The following is a 15,045-nucleotide window of genomic DNA, read 5'->3' as shown; positions in this document are numbered from 1 at the left end:
TCAGGCCCCAATCTCACCAACTTGATCGAAATTGTTGTAAAGTCCGTGGACACGAAAGCGCGCAAGATCAATTTCTTGCGCGCTTTTCCACAAGCGTCTCCCGCGATTTCGTACGCAAAGGACACGGGCTCGACGATGTTCAACAACGCTGTCATGTACGCCAAGCAGAACGCGCCGGAATCGGTGCGCGTCCTGGCACGCCGCACCCAGCTCGAGGCGTACAACGCCCGGCTGCGACTCACCGTGCCCGTGGCCACACGCAGCGAAATCGAAAACGTCTACCACTGCGCCATCCGCAAGACCGCCAGCCAGTGGATCAAGGCAGTGTTCAGCGACCCGGTGATCTATCGCCACAGCGGCCTGCTCACGTACGACCCGCGCTTCTACAACTGGAAGCACCCCCAGGTCGTCCCCCGCCGGCGCATCGGCCTGTCGATGTTCATCCCCCGCGCCCGCTTCGACAAAATGCCGAAACCAGAGAAATACCGCGCCTTCTTCGTGATGCGCGACCCCCGCGACATGCTCGTCTCCAGCTATTTCTCGACGCGCAACTCCCACGGCCCCATGGGCGACGTCCTCGAGCAGCGCCGCGTGCTGGTCGAGAAGCCCCGCAAAGAGGGCATGCTCTGGTTGATCGACGACCTGGCCAAGAAGGGCCGCTTCAACGTGCTGCGCTCCTGGATCGACGCGCCCGCCACGGACGAGGTGCGCCTGGTCCGCTACGAAGACCTGACCGGCGACAAGCAGGCGGAGGAGATGGAAGCCCTGCTACGCCACTGCGGCATCATCCTGCCACCGGCCGAACTGGCGCAAACCCTGGAAAAATACAGTTTCACCAAAATGAACGAACGCCAGGGCACGGCCAAGGTCTCCCACTACCGCAAGGGCCAACCAGGCGACTGGCAAAACCACTTCGACGACGACATCTACGAGGCTTTCCTCAAGGCCACAGGCAACCTGGTCGAGCGGGCCGGCTACCCCACCTACCAGCAGAAGTAAGCCGCCCTCGCCGAACGCATCCGTGCGGTCGCGCCCGCCCCCGCACGGCCGAAAAGTTCACGCGACGCCGGCCAACGCACGGCCGGCCAGGCCCACCCCCACAAGGATGATGAGCGCGGCCGTAGCCGACGGCGCAACAGCCTGCCAGCGAGCCACCCACCGCCACCGCCCATCGATGCGGTGCCGCAGCCGCACAAGCAACAAACCGGCCGCAGTCAACGTGGCCGCCATGCCAAATCCATAGGCGATCACAAGCAGGACCCCGAACACCGTCCGCCCCAGCGCAGCCGCCCCCAGCAACACAATCAACGCCGACGGACTGGGCACAAGCCCACCGGCGACCCCGAGCCCGGCGAGCCCCCAACGCCCAGCACCGTGAGCGTGCGTATGCCCGTGCCCGTGCCCGTGGACATGGCCGTGCCCATGCGTCTCGCCATGCCCGTGAGCGTGGTGGTGACTCCGCCTGCGACCGATTGCACGCCTGCGAGCACGCGATTCATCGTGGCCGTGGGCGTGGTCATGACCTGACGTCTGCCCACGACCGTGCGCTTCGTCCTGACCTGGTGCGTGGTCGTGCGCACCGACCCAGCCGAGCACCGAAGCGCCACTCTCCAGCGACCGCACGCCGTCCTGGACATCGCTTACTGCACGAACGTGCACAGCAACCCAGTTGCCGTGCGCAAGATGGTCGTTCCGACCGTCGCTTTCTGCACGAGCATGCACGAACGCGCAGTCCTCAACCGACCACACACCAGCCGAGCCGTCGCTCCCTACACGAACATGTACAGAACCGTCGACGAGATGCGCGGGGTCGTCGTTTTCACTGTCGCTTTCTGCACGAGCGTGCACGGATAGGCCGTCCTCAACCGACCGCACACCATTCAGGCCGTCGCTTATTGCATGAACGAGCACAGTGGTCCCGCCGCCCTGCGCAGGATGCTCGCTCCGACTGTCGCTTTCTGCGCGAGCATGCACGGATACGCCGCCCTCGACCGACCGCTCACCACCCACGCCATCGCTTGCTGCAGGAACGCGCGCAGGGACGTCGTCGAGGTGCGCGGGGGCGTCGGTTTGAGTGTCGCTTTCTGCATGAGCGTGCACGTTTGAGTCGGGTGGCGTCAGGTGGGTGGTGGTTCGGCGGCTGAGTGCTGGGACGAGAGCGCCTACGCCCACTGTGGTTACTAAGGTTCCGCTGGCCAGGCCTAGGTAGCCGAGCACTGTTTCGCCGGCCACGCCGGAGACTGCTGTCAATATGAGGCCGAGGGCGATCACTCCGGCTGTGTGCGTGAAAGTTACGGTCGCGCCGACTAAGACTGCGTCTCGAGGACGGCCTTGGCTGCCGGCCAGGTAGGCGGCCATGACCGTCTTGCCGTGGCCGGGTAGCGCGGCGTGCGCGGCGCCGAGCACGAGGGACAGCAGAACGGCCAGCAGGCCGACCAGCGGAGTGAGCTCGGTGCCGCCGACCAGATCGTCCAGCCGCTGCTCGAAGCCGCCCAGCAAACCGGACGACTGTGCGAAGGAGCTGCTCGAGACGTGACCCGGCGATTCCGCTGCCTGAGATGAGCCTTGCGCCGCAGGGCCCGGCGACGTCGCGGACGGGGGTGCTGACGCCTGGTCTCGTGATGTCGAGGACGCGGCGGAATCGGGAACTGTGGTCAAGGTTGCTGAACGCACGTCCGACGGGGAAACGAGGGGGTCGGACGGGTATGAGCGCAAGTTGTTGGTTGGGCTCTGTGTCGGTAGCGGCGAGTTCTGCAGGCGTACGCCGGAACCGACGGCGACCAGCTCGCGCCAGCCGATTCGGTCGTCGCGGAAGCGGTTGGCGGCGTCGATGCGCGCGGGAGCAGTCAAGGACGCCGACGCGGACAAGCGGCATTCGAGGCGGCTGGTCTTCAGACCGCCTGCACCTGCGGGATAGGTCAGGGATGTGTCGCCGATCGTCCAGCGCACGGCCGCGTCGTTGACGGTCACGGTGAGCGCGGCCGCCGCCTCCTCGCAGGAAGCCGGCTCGTCCTGCAAAGTTGGCAACTCGGCCAGGTCGGCTATGGCGAGCGCGTCTATCCGGTCGGGGTGCACGGTCAGCGTGGCGGATCGGTTGACCGAGAAGTTCCCGAGCGGGTGGGCGGCGGCCGCACCAGCGGGTAGGACGGCGAATCCGACGCCCACCATTCCGGCCACCACGAGCAAGCTCTTCACGGCTGGGCCTCCAACTCGGTCAGGGCTTGGGCGGCGATGGGAGCGTCGGTGGCGGAGAAGTGCGGGTTCAGCGCGCGGACCTTCGTCAGCAGGGCGCGGGCCTCGGGGCGGTGGCCCAGGGCCAGGTGGATCTGGGCCAGGTGGAAGGCGTACGCGGCGTTGTCCGGGTTCTGCGTGACGGCCTTTTGCGCGAAGGTGAGCGCTTCGGCATCGCGGCCGGCTTTGTGCAGGGTGTGGGCCAGGATGTCGGCCACCTCGGCGAAGGGGCGGCGGCGCCACTCGGATTGGGCTGCGGCTACGGCTTCGGGGACTTGGCCGCGGGCCAGGGCCAGTTGGGCGGCGGTCAGGTCGTCGCGGCCGCCGTTGGCTTCGAAGAGTTTGTGGGCGGCTTCGGCCAGGGTGAGCTGGTGGGTGGCTTCCGCGGGGCGGCCGGCCAAGCGCAGGTATTCGGCGTACTCCATCAGGGTTTCAGGGGTGGGGGTGCGCGTGGCCACGGCAGCGGCGTCGGTGACCGCGGCGTCGAATTGAGCGTTGGCGGCGGCTATTCGTGCACGACCGCGCAACAACGGCTGGTAGGCCGGGTCGATGGCGAGGCCGGCGGCGTACTGGGCCGACGCCTCCGCCACATTGCCGCGGAACCAGGCCAGATCGCCTAACTGGTTGCGGCAGAAGGCGATGTCGGCCGGGTCGGTCGCGGCGGTCAGGGCGCGCCGCATCATGCTTTCCGCCTCCGCCAGGCGGCCGCGTTGCTCGAGGTCGTACGAACCGCGCGCGTACGCGGCCAAGCCGGGTCGCAGATCGAGCATGTTCTGCACGGCTGTGGTCGCCGACTGCGCGTTTCCGAGCTGAGTCTCGGCGTCGGCGAGCACACCGTAGGCGTACGCGTCGAAAGCATTCGCGCGAAGCGCCTGCTGCGCGAAAGCCTTGGCGGCGGCGAAATCGTGGCGGGCGTTGGCCAGCGCGCCCAGTCCGGTCAGCGCGTCGGGATTCCCTTTGACGGCCAGTGAGCGCCGCAGCGCCGCCTCGGCCAGCGGGTATCGGCTGGGGTCGGCGGTGATGCGGGCCTGTTCCACGTACGCCGAACCAAGCTCAGCCCACGTGCGGTAATCACCGGGAAGCGTGCGCAGGCGCTGCTGGGCGCGCTCGATGGCCTTGGCGCGCTGATCGACCGGCAGCACCGACACGGCCCGCGGTCCGGGCTGCGCAGGCTCGCGCAGCCCGAACACGGCGCCGACAGTGAGCAGGGCGAGCGCGGCGACCGAGACGGTCAGGGCAGCCCTTGTCGGACGGAACATGTCAGAACCTGATCGTGGGTTCGTTGCTGGACGTCATCGGGGCCCGCCGGCGTCGTTTCATCAGCCACCAGACGGTGAGCATGACGAGCAGGGCGCCCACGCCCCCGACCCCGAAGATGACCGCGGACCCGTTGCTCAGCCCGCTCTGCGCGGACGCCGGCGCGAGGTCAGGGGCGTCGGGCGCGTCGGCCGCCCCGGCAGCGGCGCCCGACGAAGACGAGCTGCCGTCCCCGGCCGAACCGGGCGAAGACGAAGACGACGAGCTTCCGGCGGCGGCCGGTGCGGCCCGATCCGCGTTCACCGCCCCCTGGTTGGGCAGTGCGACGTACGGGAAGGAATCGCCGAAGGCGTTGTCGTTGCTGTCCACCTTGTCGCCCGCGGCCAGCGCGTCGACCAGCTTGCCGCTCTGCGCCGCGCCCTCGACCGCCTGCACCGCGATGTCCACGGCGTCGTCGGTCAGCCGGCGCCCGTTCGGGAAGCCCTGCAGGTCACCCGCGAGCACCCCGAGCCGTTCGGGCTCGTCGCTCACCGGCACCGACAGGTTGAGCCGCAGCATCTCCGACGGCCGGAACCGGCTCGCGTCGACGTCCATGTTGTTCAGCTGCGAGTTCAGGTCGGCCTTGATCGGCCCGCCGGCCTTGGTGGTGATGCCGGTCAGGAAGATCTCCACGAGGTCGTTGCGCGGCGTGGCCGGCGCCTTCACGTTGTAGATCTTCTCGATGAGTTTCGGCAGCTCGGGATCGGTGACCCGCTTGACCACGGCCGGGATGCCGGCGTCCTTGTCGGGTGAGATCGAGTTGAACGCGTCCTTCAGCCCGGCTGGCACCACGACCTCGTTGACCAGCGGGTTGCCCAGCCGCGAGACCTGCACCCGGTCACCCCGGCTGGGCCCGTCGGACACGCGGGAACGGTTGCGCTCGGTCGTCGTCCAGATGCCGATGTTCGGGTTGCGCTTCGCGTTGCCGCCCAGCGCCACATCTTTGAACGGCACCTGCAGGGCGATGCTGTTCACGTTGTAGCCGGCCAGGGTGTCCTGCCCGGTCTCGCTCAGGTCCCCGCCGTACAGCAGGTCGAAGACCCGCAGATCGAGGAAGAAGGGGTCGTCGGCCTGCCCGGCGAACAGCTTCCAGCCGCCGTCGAGCTGGACCGTGGCCTGGTCGCGCAGCTTCTGGTAGTCGGGCATGGAGGCCGCGCCGATCCGGGACGGCGCCACCGGGGCGTCGCTGATCCGGGTCTTGAACGGCTGCCCGCCGAAGGACGACTCGAGCGTGTACGTCTGCCGGAACAGCAGATTCTCGTCGTCGAGCGAGGTGACCGGCCCGTTGTTGTAGAGGAACGTGTTGTTGCCGCGCTGGTCGATGTTCTTGAACGTCCACCGGAACACCGCGTCGGGCTTGGCGTCGCCGTCGTTGTCCACGTTGATCCGGTACGCCGCGTCGGTCGCGAACGGATAGAAGTTGGGGCCGCCGTCGGGTTCCTCGAACGGGATCCAGTTGGCGATCATCGTGACGTAGCCCGGCCGTTCCGGGCTGACGAACGCGTACAGGTCGGTGTTGTCGGCGGCCGGATCGCTGGCGATCAGCGGCGCTTCCCGGTGGCTCGAGGCGACCGAGGTCGCCGGTCCGAGCCCGGTCAGCGCCACGACGAGCACCGCCGCCCCGGCCGCCGCCGCTACAGGTTTGCGGATCATTGGGTCCTCCCCCTCTGTCGGGAGGACTTCGCACCGGCTCAGCTCGTGGTTGGGTGCGACTTCAGGTTTGGCACATTCAGCGCCGGCGAGTGGCGGCCAGCGCCCACGCCACGAGGGCGGGCTGGCCGAGCAGGCGGACGGCGCGTTTGGTGTCGGTGTCGAGGCCGAAGCCGTCCTTGCGTTCGACGAACTGGGCGATGTTGCCGGGGAAGACGCCCACGAAGAAGGCCGCCGCGAACTGGCCCAGCCGCGAGCGGGCCGGCTGTCGCCACGTGGCCAGCAGAGCGGCGCCCAGGGCCAGTTCGGCGACGCCGCTGACGACGACCACCTTGTCCGGGTCGGCCGGGAACCAGGACGGGACCTGGGCCTGGAATTCCCGGCGCTTGGTGGTCAGATGGCCGGCCCCGGCGGTGATCAGCACACCGCCGAGGGCCGCCTGCCCGAGTGCTCGTGTCCATCGGCTCATCCCGGGCACGTTCCCCGCTCGGAGCCGATCAACACCAGGTGAGCGTCGAATTGGTGCGCGTCACGTTGCTGATGGTGTTGTTGCTGCCCTGGCACGGGCTCCAGGTGATGTTCGTGTTCGCAACCGTCAGGTTCTGGAACCGGATGCCCGACGAGGGCGGGAACTCGCTGCGGGCGGCGATGCGGACCTCTCCCCCGCCGCTGATCGTGCCCGAGACGCCGGCGATGACGACGTTGTAGCAATTCTCGACCAGTACGGCATTGTTGCCCGTGTTGGCGATGTCGACGCGGTCGATGGTGGCGCCGCCGCTTTCCGAGACGCAGAAAATGCCCCGGCCGCCGCCGCGGGCCTTCACCGTTCCGACGCGGATGTTGTTCGGGTACGCGTCGCCGATCCGGCCGTTGCGGTTGGCCATGCGGAAGGCGGCGTAACCCGTTCCGGCGCCCGCGTTGTCGGCGTCGACAGTGCCGACGGTGGCGTTGATGGTCTGGTTGAGCAACAGCCCCGATTCGCCGACATTGCGGGCGGTCACCGTGCCGATGGTGATGCCGTCCACCCCGTACGTCTCGACCGCATGGGACGACGCCCCGGACACGTACACGTTGTCGATTTTGACGTTCCGGGTCCATTCGGCGGTGTTGCCGCGGTTGTCGATGCGCACGCCGAGGCCGCCGCTCAGACGCATGTCGATCTGGCCCAGCCACACGTTGCTGACGTTGCGCATGAAGATGCCGTAGATCGGCGCGCCGGTCACATTGAGATAAGGCACCTCGATGTTGCTGACGCCGCGGGCATAGATGGGCGCGTAGTCACCACTGCCCGATCCGGTCACGTTGATGGTGCCGCAAACCGAGAGCGATGTGTACGACGCGAGCGAGATGCGCGAGCCGGCGCTCATGGATCCGTTGCCCCGCACGACAACGCGCTGAATTGACGTACGACCGGAAGCGAGACTGCCGATGCCGGCCTGCACGGCCGCCCGGAAATCGGTGCCGCTGTAGACACTCGCGCCGGAAGCATTGCGCGCGGTCCACGTGCTGCCGCTGACGGTGACTTCCGACTGGAAGGCGCCCGAACCGCAGCCGCTGCTGCTTCCGCTGCCCACCTGAACCATCTGCCATTGCTGATTCGCCCCGTCGGCGTCGGCGAACTGCGAGACGATGCCGCCGTCCGCCGTGGACCATTCCCAGACGTCCAGGGCCTTGCCGCTGTGCCGGTTCAGCAGGCGCACGTAGCCGCCGGCCGAGTCCTTGAGCGTGAACTGCTGCCGGGTCGTGCCGTTGTCGGTGTTCTGGATGAGCTGCGTGCCGTCGGTGGCGTTGGGCAGCTCCAGCACCAGGCCGCTGTGCCGGCTCTTGATCTTGTAGTAGCCGCTGCCGGCGTCGACGAACTGCCACTGCTGCCAGTTCCCGTCGTTGCGGGTGAACTGGGCGATGCCCGCGCCGGCGTTGGTGGCCAGGTTGTAGACGTCCATCGCCTTGCCGCTGTTGCGGTTGACCAGCACGTACCAGGCGGAGGTGTTGACCGTGGCCGCCTCGGCCGGGGCCCAACCGACGAGCGCGCCGGTCGCCGCGAGCGCGAACACACCGAGCGCCGCGATCCATCGTCGTCGTGGCATGATCATCCTTTGTTATCGTTCACATTGACAGGTGTCCATGAGTGTGGGACCGCTCCCAGCCGGTGTCAACAATTAGCCCTCCAACGGGGTACCCATGACTATAGGCTTACGACTATGGTGAGCGCGTGTTGGACGCCGCTCAAGACCTCTGCGACACGGCGATCGTGTCCGAAAGTGATTACTACGACGTATGCGGTGGGAGATGTCGCGCTCCTCCCTATCGACACTCCGCGAGGACCCCGACCGCAGGAACTTGGTTTTTCCACACGCACGGCTCGCGACAAACGCGCCGAGCGGGGGTAACGTGCTCCCCGCCCGTCCTGGCGATGCCAACGGGCAGTTTTTGCGCGCTTGCCACTCTGACCCTTTACGATCAGGGTTTCGCTGTGCGTTTCATTGTGTTAGGTCCCGTCGTTCGCTTTTCATACCGGTAGGAAGCCTTGGACAAGACCACGGCGATCGAAACAGATCTCGCCGATCTGCGCGGCACCACCCTCGACCAGTTGTGTCAGCGGGCGCTTCAAGACGCCCTCGAGCCGTATCGCCGGATCCTTATCAGCCAGGTCGAACGACCCCGCCTCAACATCGGAACAGGGCCCCCCGGACGCGCCGACTGACCTAGATCCACATCGACGCGCGCTGGAGGAAACCCACTCGATGAACCCGGTCACCCGGCACCGCCTCTCCGCGGAGTCCTTCGCCGTCCTGGCGAGGGGCGAGGGAACGGCGGCCATCACCCGCGACCTTTGGGCGACGGAGGAAAGCAGGCGTTTGCTGCTGATCAGCACCCTGCTTAACGAGATCGACGCCCGCCACGGCGGCCTCGGTCCGCTGGAACCGATCGCGGCCGTACTCGCGATCCTGACCGAGGCGCAACGGGCTGCGCCGGAGGCCGTCCGCTCACTCCTGCTCGACCCGGGCGTCGGGAGCTCCTGCGCCTACGCTCTTCGCCGGTTGCGGGGTGGCGCCCATAGCGACGCGCCGCTCTTCGTCGACCTCGGCGTCGTCCACGCGCTGGGTCTCGCGGCGGCCGCCCGCGCCGGATTGCCGTGGTCGGCGCGGTTGCCGCTCCGCGAGGGTGACCTCATGGTTCACACCTTCGGGCTGGCACGCTTCCCGAAGGCGGACGCGGACGCCACGGTGGAGGCGAGCACCAACGACGGCGGGTTCACGTTTCACCTCGGCCGGCGCACCCTGGTCGTTCCGTCTGACGATACCGATTCTGATCAGCTGTCCGACGAGGCCACGTGGTGGGCGCTACGCCGCGTCACCGCCGGCCGTGAGCCGCGGCTGTCCGTGTGGGTCGATGACTTGGACCCGCTCCGTGACCTCGGTGACCCAGTTCGGCCGGCACGCCTCGATGGGGACGAGTTCGCCCGTTGGCGCGGCCTCATCGAGGACGCGTGGGCATTGCTGTGCCGCGACTACCCGGACGACGCCGACGCGATGGCCGACGGGGTCGCTTCCATTGTTCCGCTCAAACACCTGCCCGGCTGGGACACCCGTAGCGCCTCCAACGGTGAGGCCTTCGGCGGTGTCATGGTTTCCGAACCGCCGGACGCGACCATCATGGCCGTTTCGCTGATCCACGAGTATCAGCACATAAAATTGGGTGCGCTGCTGCATTTGATCCAGCTGACCGAGCCCGACGACGGATCGCTCTATTATGCTCCGTGGCGCGATGACCCCCGGCCGCTCAGCGGTCTCATTCAGGGAATCTACGCGTTCTTCGGCATCGCCCGTTTCTGGCGCATCAGGCTGCAGAAGGTGGACGGCCAGGAACGGGACGTCGCCGCCTTCGAATACCTGTACGCCCTGAAGCAGACCGCCGAGTCCGTCCATATCGGCCTCGCGGCCACGGGTCTGACCGAGACCGGCCGGCACCTCCTGGAAGGCCTGCGCGATCAGGTCGGCGAATGGCTCGCCGAACCGGTCGAGGCAGCCGGGCCGCAGTTGGAGCGGCTCGCCCAGATCACCGCGGACAGCCACCGGACGGGTTGGCGCCTGCGTCATTTCCGGCCGCGCGCCGAAGAGGTGACCACCCTGGCCGGACTGCTGGAACGACAGCAGCCCCCCGCTGCGGAAGCGGTGAGCTCGGCCGTGATCGATCCGCATCCCCAGCTGCGATGGCGGCAGCGCATTCCCGCGGTCGCTCGCCGCCAGGCCGTCGCCGCGGCCGCGAACCGCACCGGCGGCGCCGACGCAGTGGCGGCCGGCGAGAACGCTCTGCTGGCTCAGGACGGCCCGGCCGCCCGCGATGCGTTCGCCGGCGAGCTGAGCCGGATCGGTCCGGCCGGGACAATCCCGATCACCGACGACGAGGCCCGCGCCTGGGCCGGCCTGGCCATCAGCCTGGCCGACGCCGGCGAGCACGCCGCCGCGGCCGCGCTGAGCCTGCGGCCCGACCTGGTCCGAGCCGTCTACGCCGCGCCCGGTGCCCGCCACGCATCCACGCCGATCGAGGTCGCACGGTGGCTCGCGCCGGTCGTGGGCAAGTAGCGCGGCTCAGAACTGCATCGGGTCGACGTCGCAGTTGGCCCGCGCTCCGGCGCGGGCGGCGATGATGGCCGCGTGGTCGGCGCCGAGCACCCGGGCGTAGGCGTCCACGGTCTCGTCGAACAGCGCCGCGCCTTCGATCGCACGACCGAGCGCCTTCAAATCGAACGAGACGTTGAGCGCACACGCCAGCGTCGACGGGTGCTCCCGGCCGATGAGCTCGCGGCACAGGCCGAGAATCGCCGCGTCGAGCTCGTAGGCCTCGTCGTGGCGGCCCTGCTCGGCGAGGTCGCTGGCTAGGTTGATGCCGCAGGTCAGCGTCAAAATGTGCCGGTCGCCGAGCATGCGCTGCAGGCCGTTCCAGGCGGCCCGGTTGTGTTCCTCCGATTCGGTGGTGCGGCCGAGCAGTCGCAGCACGATGGCGAGATTGGTGCGGGCATAGAGGGTGTACGGGTGATCAGCGCCCAACGTCTCGCGGTAGTCCGCCGCGGTCTGCTCGGCCAGCTCCCTCGCGCGTGGCAGATCGTCCGACTCTCGCAGGTCGACCGCGAAGTTGAGGGCAGCGGCGATCGTGTCGGGCTGCGTCGGGCCGAACCGCTCGCGGAACCGGTTCATCGTGTCCTCGGCCAGCTTGTACGCGCCCTCGTGATCACCGGCCCGGCGTCGCGCCACGGCGAGGTTGCGGGCGATCCGGATCGTTTCCTGGTGCGCCACGCCGAAGAGCCGCGCGTACCGGTTGTAGTTCTCCTCAACCATCCGGCGGGAGCGGATGTACTCGCCGCACTCCCGCTCGTCGATGGTGAGGTTGTTCAAGGTGCGCAGCGTCTCGGGATGGTCGTGGCCGAGCGCCGCGATCCGCCGGCGGTAAGTGTCCGCGTCGAGTTGCCGCGCGACCCGGAACTCCCCGGTGAGCCGCAGGCTGACGCTCAGGTTGTGAGCCGCGCGCAAGGTGGCCGGGTCGTCCTCACCCAGGCTCTGCCGCGCCGTCCGGAATGCCCGCAGGTCGAGGTCGCGGGCCGCGGTGAACCGGCCCGAGACACGCAGGGTCGACGCGACCATGCCCATGGCGTCGATCGTGTCCTCGTCCTCGGCGCCGGCCGTGCTCTGGTAGAGCTGCAAGGTCTCGCGCTGGATATCGGCCGCCGACTCGAACTCGCCCAGCACCCACCAGTAGTAGCCGAGCAGTTTGGCGGTGGACAGGGTCTGCCGATGGTCGGTGCCCAGCCGGGTCCGCCAGTCCTCAAGCACCTCCTGAGCCAGGTCGCGCCCGGTCCCGTAGTCGCCCCAGTAGAAGTAGAACTTGACGAGGCTGCTCACGACATCGCGGGCCCAGTCGTCCTCGCACGCCCAGGAGCGAGAGTTGATCAAGTGCGAGGCAAGTGCCTGGTACCGCAGCCACTGCTCGGAATCCGCCGGATCGCCGAGCTTGACGCCGGTCAGCAGGAGGTGGGCGCCGTGTTCCATCAGGGCCCGCCGCTCGGCCGGAATGCTGTCCTGCAACACCTTCTGGACCAGCCGGTGCAGCTGCAGGCTGTTGCCGCGGTGGTCAACGCGGGCAAGCACGTACTTCTGAATGTCGCGGATGGCTTGGTTGAGCCGGCTGGGATTCTTGAGCGCCTCGTCCAGTTCCGGCGCCCCCATCGCCGCCCGCACGCCCTCGAACAGGTCGCGGCTGATCGGTTCCGGCGCGAAGAACGAACACACCTGCAGCAGTTGCAACGCCGCCGGGTTCTCCACGGCCAGCCGGTCGAGCGCCACGTTGGCCGCCGCCGCGACCGGTATCTCATAGCCGGGCGCCAGATCGAGGTCGGTCAGCTGGCTCTGCTTCTCGCGGATCAAGTCGAGGTAGTCGCCGACCGCCATGTCGGTCGCGTGCAGCCAGGCCGACGCGTGTTCGATCGCCAGCGGCAGGTCGCCGAGCGCGCCCGCGAGCCGGTCCGCCTCCGGCTGGGGCAGGCCGGGGTTACGGCGTTGCAGCAGCCGGACACTCTCGGCCCGGGTGAAGACGTCCACCTCGAGCGATTCCGCAATCACACTCCACTCCTGGTTGCGGGAGGTGATCAGGACCTTGCCGGTGCCTTCCTCCGGGAAGTAGCCGCGCACCGTCTCCGGGTTCTCCGCGTTGTCGAAGACCAGGAGCCAGTTGCCGTACGGTGTTCCAGCGCGCAACGCGTCTCGGACCTTGGGCACGGCGGAGATCACCTCGTTGCCCACCTCGAGGTCGAGCCGGTCGCCCAGCTCGATCAGCGATGCCAGGATCTGCGCCGGCCGCTCCGAGGGCACCCACCAGATGACGTCGTACTCGTTGCGGTGCCGGTAGGCGTACTCGATGGCGATCTGCGACTTGCCGACACCGCCTTCACCGTGCAGGGCCTGCGGCAGCACGGCGGCCACGTTCTGCGTACGCAGCCTGGTCTCCAGCTGTTCGAGCAGCGCGCGCCGGCCGGTGAAGACCGGGTTGCGCGGCGGCACGTTGCCCCACACCTCCGGCGCCTGGTCGGGGCTCTGACCCTCGACGATCTCCTGCAGCGAGAGTGGCCTCTCGTCCGGCAGCAGGCTGCTGGTCAGCCCGAATTCGTCGTGCATCGGGAACGGGGGTTCGTCCGGAACACCCCGCGGGCGTTCCGGCTCCGGCTGTGCGGGCACGGGATCACCGCCTTCCGCCACGTCCGTGCGGGGAGCACGGTCCTCGGCTGTCGGATCTTCGGCAGGCGTTCCGGTCTGCCTGTCGTAAGCGTCGATCGCCGCACGCAGCCGGCGGGCGCGTGGGGCGTAGGGCCCGGACATCGCGTCGAGCACCACGAGCTCGATGCGGTACAGGGCAACGGTTTCGTCGGTGACACGCGGTTCCGGCGCGCTGTCCGGAGCCTCGACCACCTGGGCCAGCCGGGTGCCGGCGACGTCGCGGCCCGGCCGGTGGACGGCGATGGTGCGCAGAACTCGGGCCGAGTCGTCCCGGCTGGCGCAGGCCAGCAGCGCCTCCCGTACGCCGTCGTGAAACTCGAAACCGGCGCGTTCGGCCGGGCGGACGAGCGGGCTGTTCAGCACCTCGGCCAGGTGGTGGGTCTCCGAGCCGGGCAGCAGGATCCGCTGCAGCCGGTGCAGCAGGGGCAGCTCCAGCGGAGCCGCGGCCAGCAGCGTGGCCAGCCGGAAGGCGCCAGGCGAGGTACGGCGGAAGCCCAGCACGGCGGCCTCCGGTTCGGGCTCGTCCCCCAGGTCGACGGGTTCCGGCGGGGTGCCCGGGTCGACGACGTGCACGGTGGCGTCGGCCCAGGCCGGCCGGCCGGTCAGCAGCCGGGTCCACCAGCGCAGCCAGCGCGGGCTGAGTTCGATCAACGGCACCGCGAGCGACCCGGCCGGCACGGGCGGGTCGAACAGGTTGGTCAGCTCGCCGGGATAACGGACCAGCAGCTCGCCGGTCGAGGCGGCCGGCCGGGGCGACCTCAGGCGGCACAGCCGGGGCACGAGGTTGCCGTCCCGCCAGTGCCGCTGCGGGAACGGGTTGACCAGTGTCAGTGGTCCGCAGCTGCCCCAGAGCCGCAGCAGCGCGTCCAGCGAGGGATGCCGCCAAAGGGCGCCGAGCCCGTCCGTGATCACCAGGAAGGCCTGCCGGCCGGAGGGATCGAGCAGTTCGGCCGGGCTGTGCGCGCCACCGCTGGGAGCGTGCAGCCGCGGTGCTCCCCCGTCGTCGGCGGACAGCGAGAACGTCCGTACGGCCCGGAAGGCGCTGTGCCTCTCCAGCATGAACCGGAGCGCGGTCAAGGTGGGGCGCCATACGGCCATGGTTGCGCTCGAGTCGACGATCAGCGTGAGCCCCAGCCATCTTTCCTGAGCCGGCCGGTACCGCGGGAGCCAGATGCCGGTGTCGGCCGCCCACTCGGCCGTGGCGTCCTCGTCGAGCTCGGCCTCGGTGACCGATCGCACCCGCCGTTTGAAGGGGTTGAGGGCGCGGGCGATGCGCCGGCCCGAAGGCAGGGCGCCGAGCGGGAAGCCAGGGATCTCGGTGGGATGCCGGACCAGGCCCTCGGCGACATCGGCCGGCGGATCCCGGTTGATCGGCGGCGGCTCGTACGACGTCGTGGCCGAGCCGATGCCGGCCTCAGGGGTGGACGCCCGGCCGGATCCGGCCGCCGAGTGCCGCTCCGGCTCGGGCGCCTCGACAGGCGGGCCGCCGCCGTCGCGAATCATGGCGGCCAGCCAGACCGCGTCGCGGATCTGGTGCGCGTCCGGGCGCGAGTGCTCCGGGTGGAGGGCTGCGCTTTCCGGGCCGGCCCCGCTCATCGTC

Annotated in this window: 9 protein-coding genes; 3 read left to right on the top strand and 6 right to left on the bottom strand. The window is 68.9% G+C overall.

The window, feature by feature from the left end:
* Positions 1 to 135 precede the first annotated feature (135 nt).
* Positions 136 to 999, top strand: coding sequence for a sulfotransferase domain-containing protein (locus OWR29_RS09100; protein ID WP_267562595.1), 864 nt, complete (start codon positions 136 to 138; stop codon positions 997 to 999).
* Between the two features lie 57 nt (positions 1,000 to 1,056).
* Here the strand turns inward: OWR29_RS09100 and OWR29_RS09095 are convergent, their stop codons facing one another.
* The 5 genes from OWR29_RS09095 to OWR29_RS09075 form a co-directional block, all read right to left on the bottom strand.
* Positions 1,057 to 3,195: an urease accessory protein UreH domain-containing protein gene (locus OWR29_RS09095; protein WP_267562128.1), complete on the bottom strand. Its 2,139-nt coding sequence runs from the start codon at positions 3,193 to 3,195 to the stop codon at positions 1,057 to 1,059.
* On the bottom strand, positions 3,192 to 4,490 hold the full coding sequence (locus OWR29_RS09090; protein ID WP_267562127.1) for a tetratricopeptide repeat protein: 1,299 nt from the start codon (positions 4,488 to 4,490) through the stop codon (positions 3,192 to 3,194). Before OWR29_RS09090 ends, OWR29_RS09095 begins: the two co-directional genes overlap by 4 nt.
* Position 4,491: 1 nt before the next feature.
* The gene (locus tag OWR29_RS09085; RefSeq protein ID WP_267562126.1) at positions 4,492 to 6,180 is read right to left on the bottom strand and encodes a DUF4331 domain-containing protein; all 1,689 of its coding nucleotides are present in this window, start codon (positions 6,178 to 6,180) and stop codon (positions 4,492 to 4,494) included.
* A 76-nt stretch (positions 6,181 to 6,256) separates the two neighbouring features.
* Positions 6,257 to 6,646 (bottom strand): DoxX family protein, encoded by a 390-nt coding sequence (locus OWR29_RS09080; protein WP_267562125.1) that lies wholly within the window; start codon positions 6,644 to 6,646, stop codon positions 6,257 to 6,259.
* Positions 6,647 to 6,674: 28 nt separating this feature from the next.
* Positions 6,675 to 8,264 carry an RICIN domain-containing protein gene (locus OWR29_RS09075; protein ID WP_267562124.1) on the bottom strand — a complete coding sequence of 530 codons (1,590 nt, stop codon included), beginning with the start codon at positions 8,262 to 8,264 and terminating at the stop codon, positions 6,675 to 6,677.
* A 440-nt stretch (positions 8,265 to 8,704) separates the two neighbouring features.
* Between OWR29_RS09075 and OWR29_RS09070 the strand changes: the two genes are divergently transcribed.
* Entirely contained in the window at positions 8,705 to 8,881 is a 177-nt protein-coding gene (locus tag OWR29_RS09070; protein WP_267562123.1) for a hypothetical protein, read from the top strand.
* A gap of 40 nt (positions 8,882 to 8,921) precedes the next feature.
* On the top strand, positions 8,922 to 10,763 hold the full coding sequence (locus OWR29_RS09065; RefSeq protein WP_267562122.1) for an HEXXH motif domain-containing protein: 1,842 nt from the start codon (positions 8,922 to 8,924) through the stop codon (positions 10,761 to 10,763).
* 6 nt (positions 10,764 to 10,769) lie between these two features.
* Here OWR29_RS09065 and fxsT read toward each other — a convergent pair whose 3' ends face one another.
* A complete protein-coding gene (gene fxsT / locus OWR29_RS09060; RefSeq protein WP_267562121.1) occupies positions 10,770 to 15,041 on the bottom strand; it encodes an FxSxx-COOH system tetratricopeptide repeat protein in 4,272 nt (1,423 codons plus the stop codon).
* Positions 15,042 to 15,045 lie beyond the last annotated feature (4 nt).

This window comes from Paractinoplanes pyxinae (assembly GCF_026626335.1).
GTDB lineage: Bacteria > Actinomycetota > Actinomycetes > Mycobacteriales > Micromonosporaceae > Actinoplanes > Actinoplanes pyxinae.
Note: the sequence above shows the minus strand (reverse complement) of the source record. Positions and strands in the feature narration are given on the sequence as shown.

Excerpts from the sequence above, each read along its gene's own strand:
- OWR29_RS09075 (WP_267562124.1), bottom strand. The coding sequence starts at position 8,264 with ATGCCACGACGACGATGGATCGCGGCGCTCGGTGTGTTCGCGCTCGCG.
- OWR29_RS09100 (WP_267562595.1), top strand. The coding sequence starts at position 136 with ATGTTCAACAACGCTGTCATGTACGCCAAGCAGAACGCGCCGGAATCG.
- OWR29_RS09080 (WP_267562125.1), bottom strand. The coding sequence starts at position 6,646 with ATGAGCCGATGGACACGAGCACTCGGGCAGGCGGCCCTCGGCGGTGTG.
- OWR29_RS09090 (WP_267562127.1), bottom strand. The coding sequence starts at position 4,490 with ATGTTCCGTCCGACAAGGGCTGCCCTGACCGTCTCGGTCGCCGCGCTC.
- OWR29_RS09065 (WP_267562122.1), top strand. The coding sequence starts at position 8,922 with ATGAACCCGGTCACCCGGCACCGCCTCTCCGCGGAGTCCTTCGCCGTC.
- OWR29_RS09085 (WP_267562126.1), bottom strand. The coding sequence starts at position 6,180 with ATGATCCGCAAACCTGTAGCGGCGGCGGCCGGGGCGGCGGTGCTCGTC.
- fxsT (WP_267562121.1), bottom strand. The coding sequence starts at position 15,041 with ATGAGCGGGGCCGGCCCGGAAAGCGCAGCCCTCCACCCGGAGCACTCG.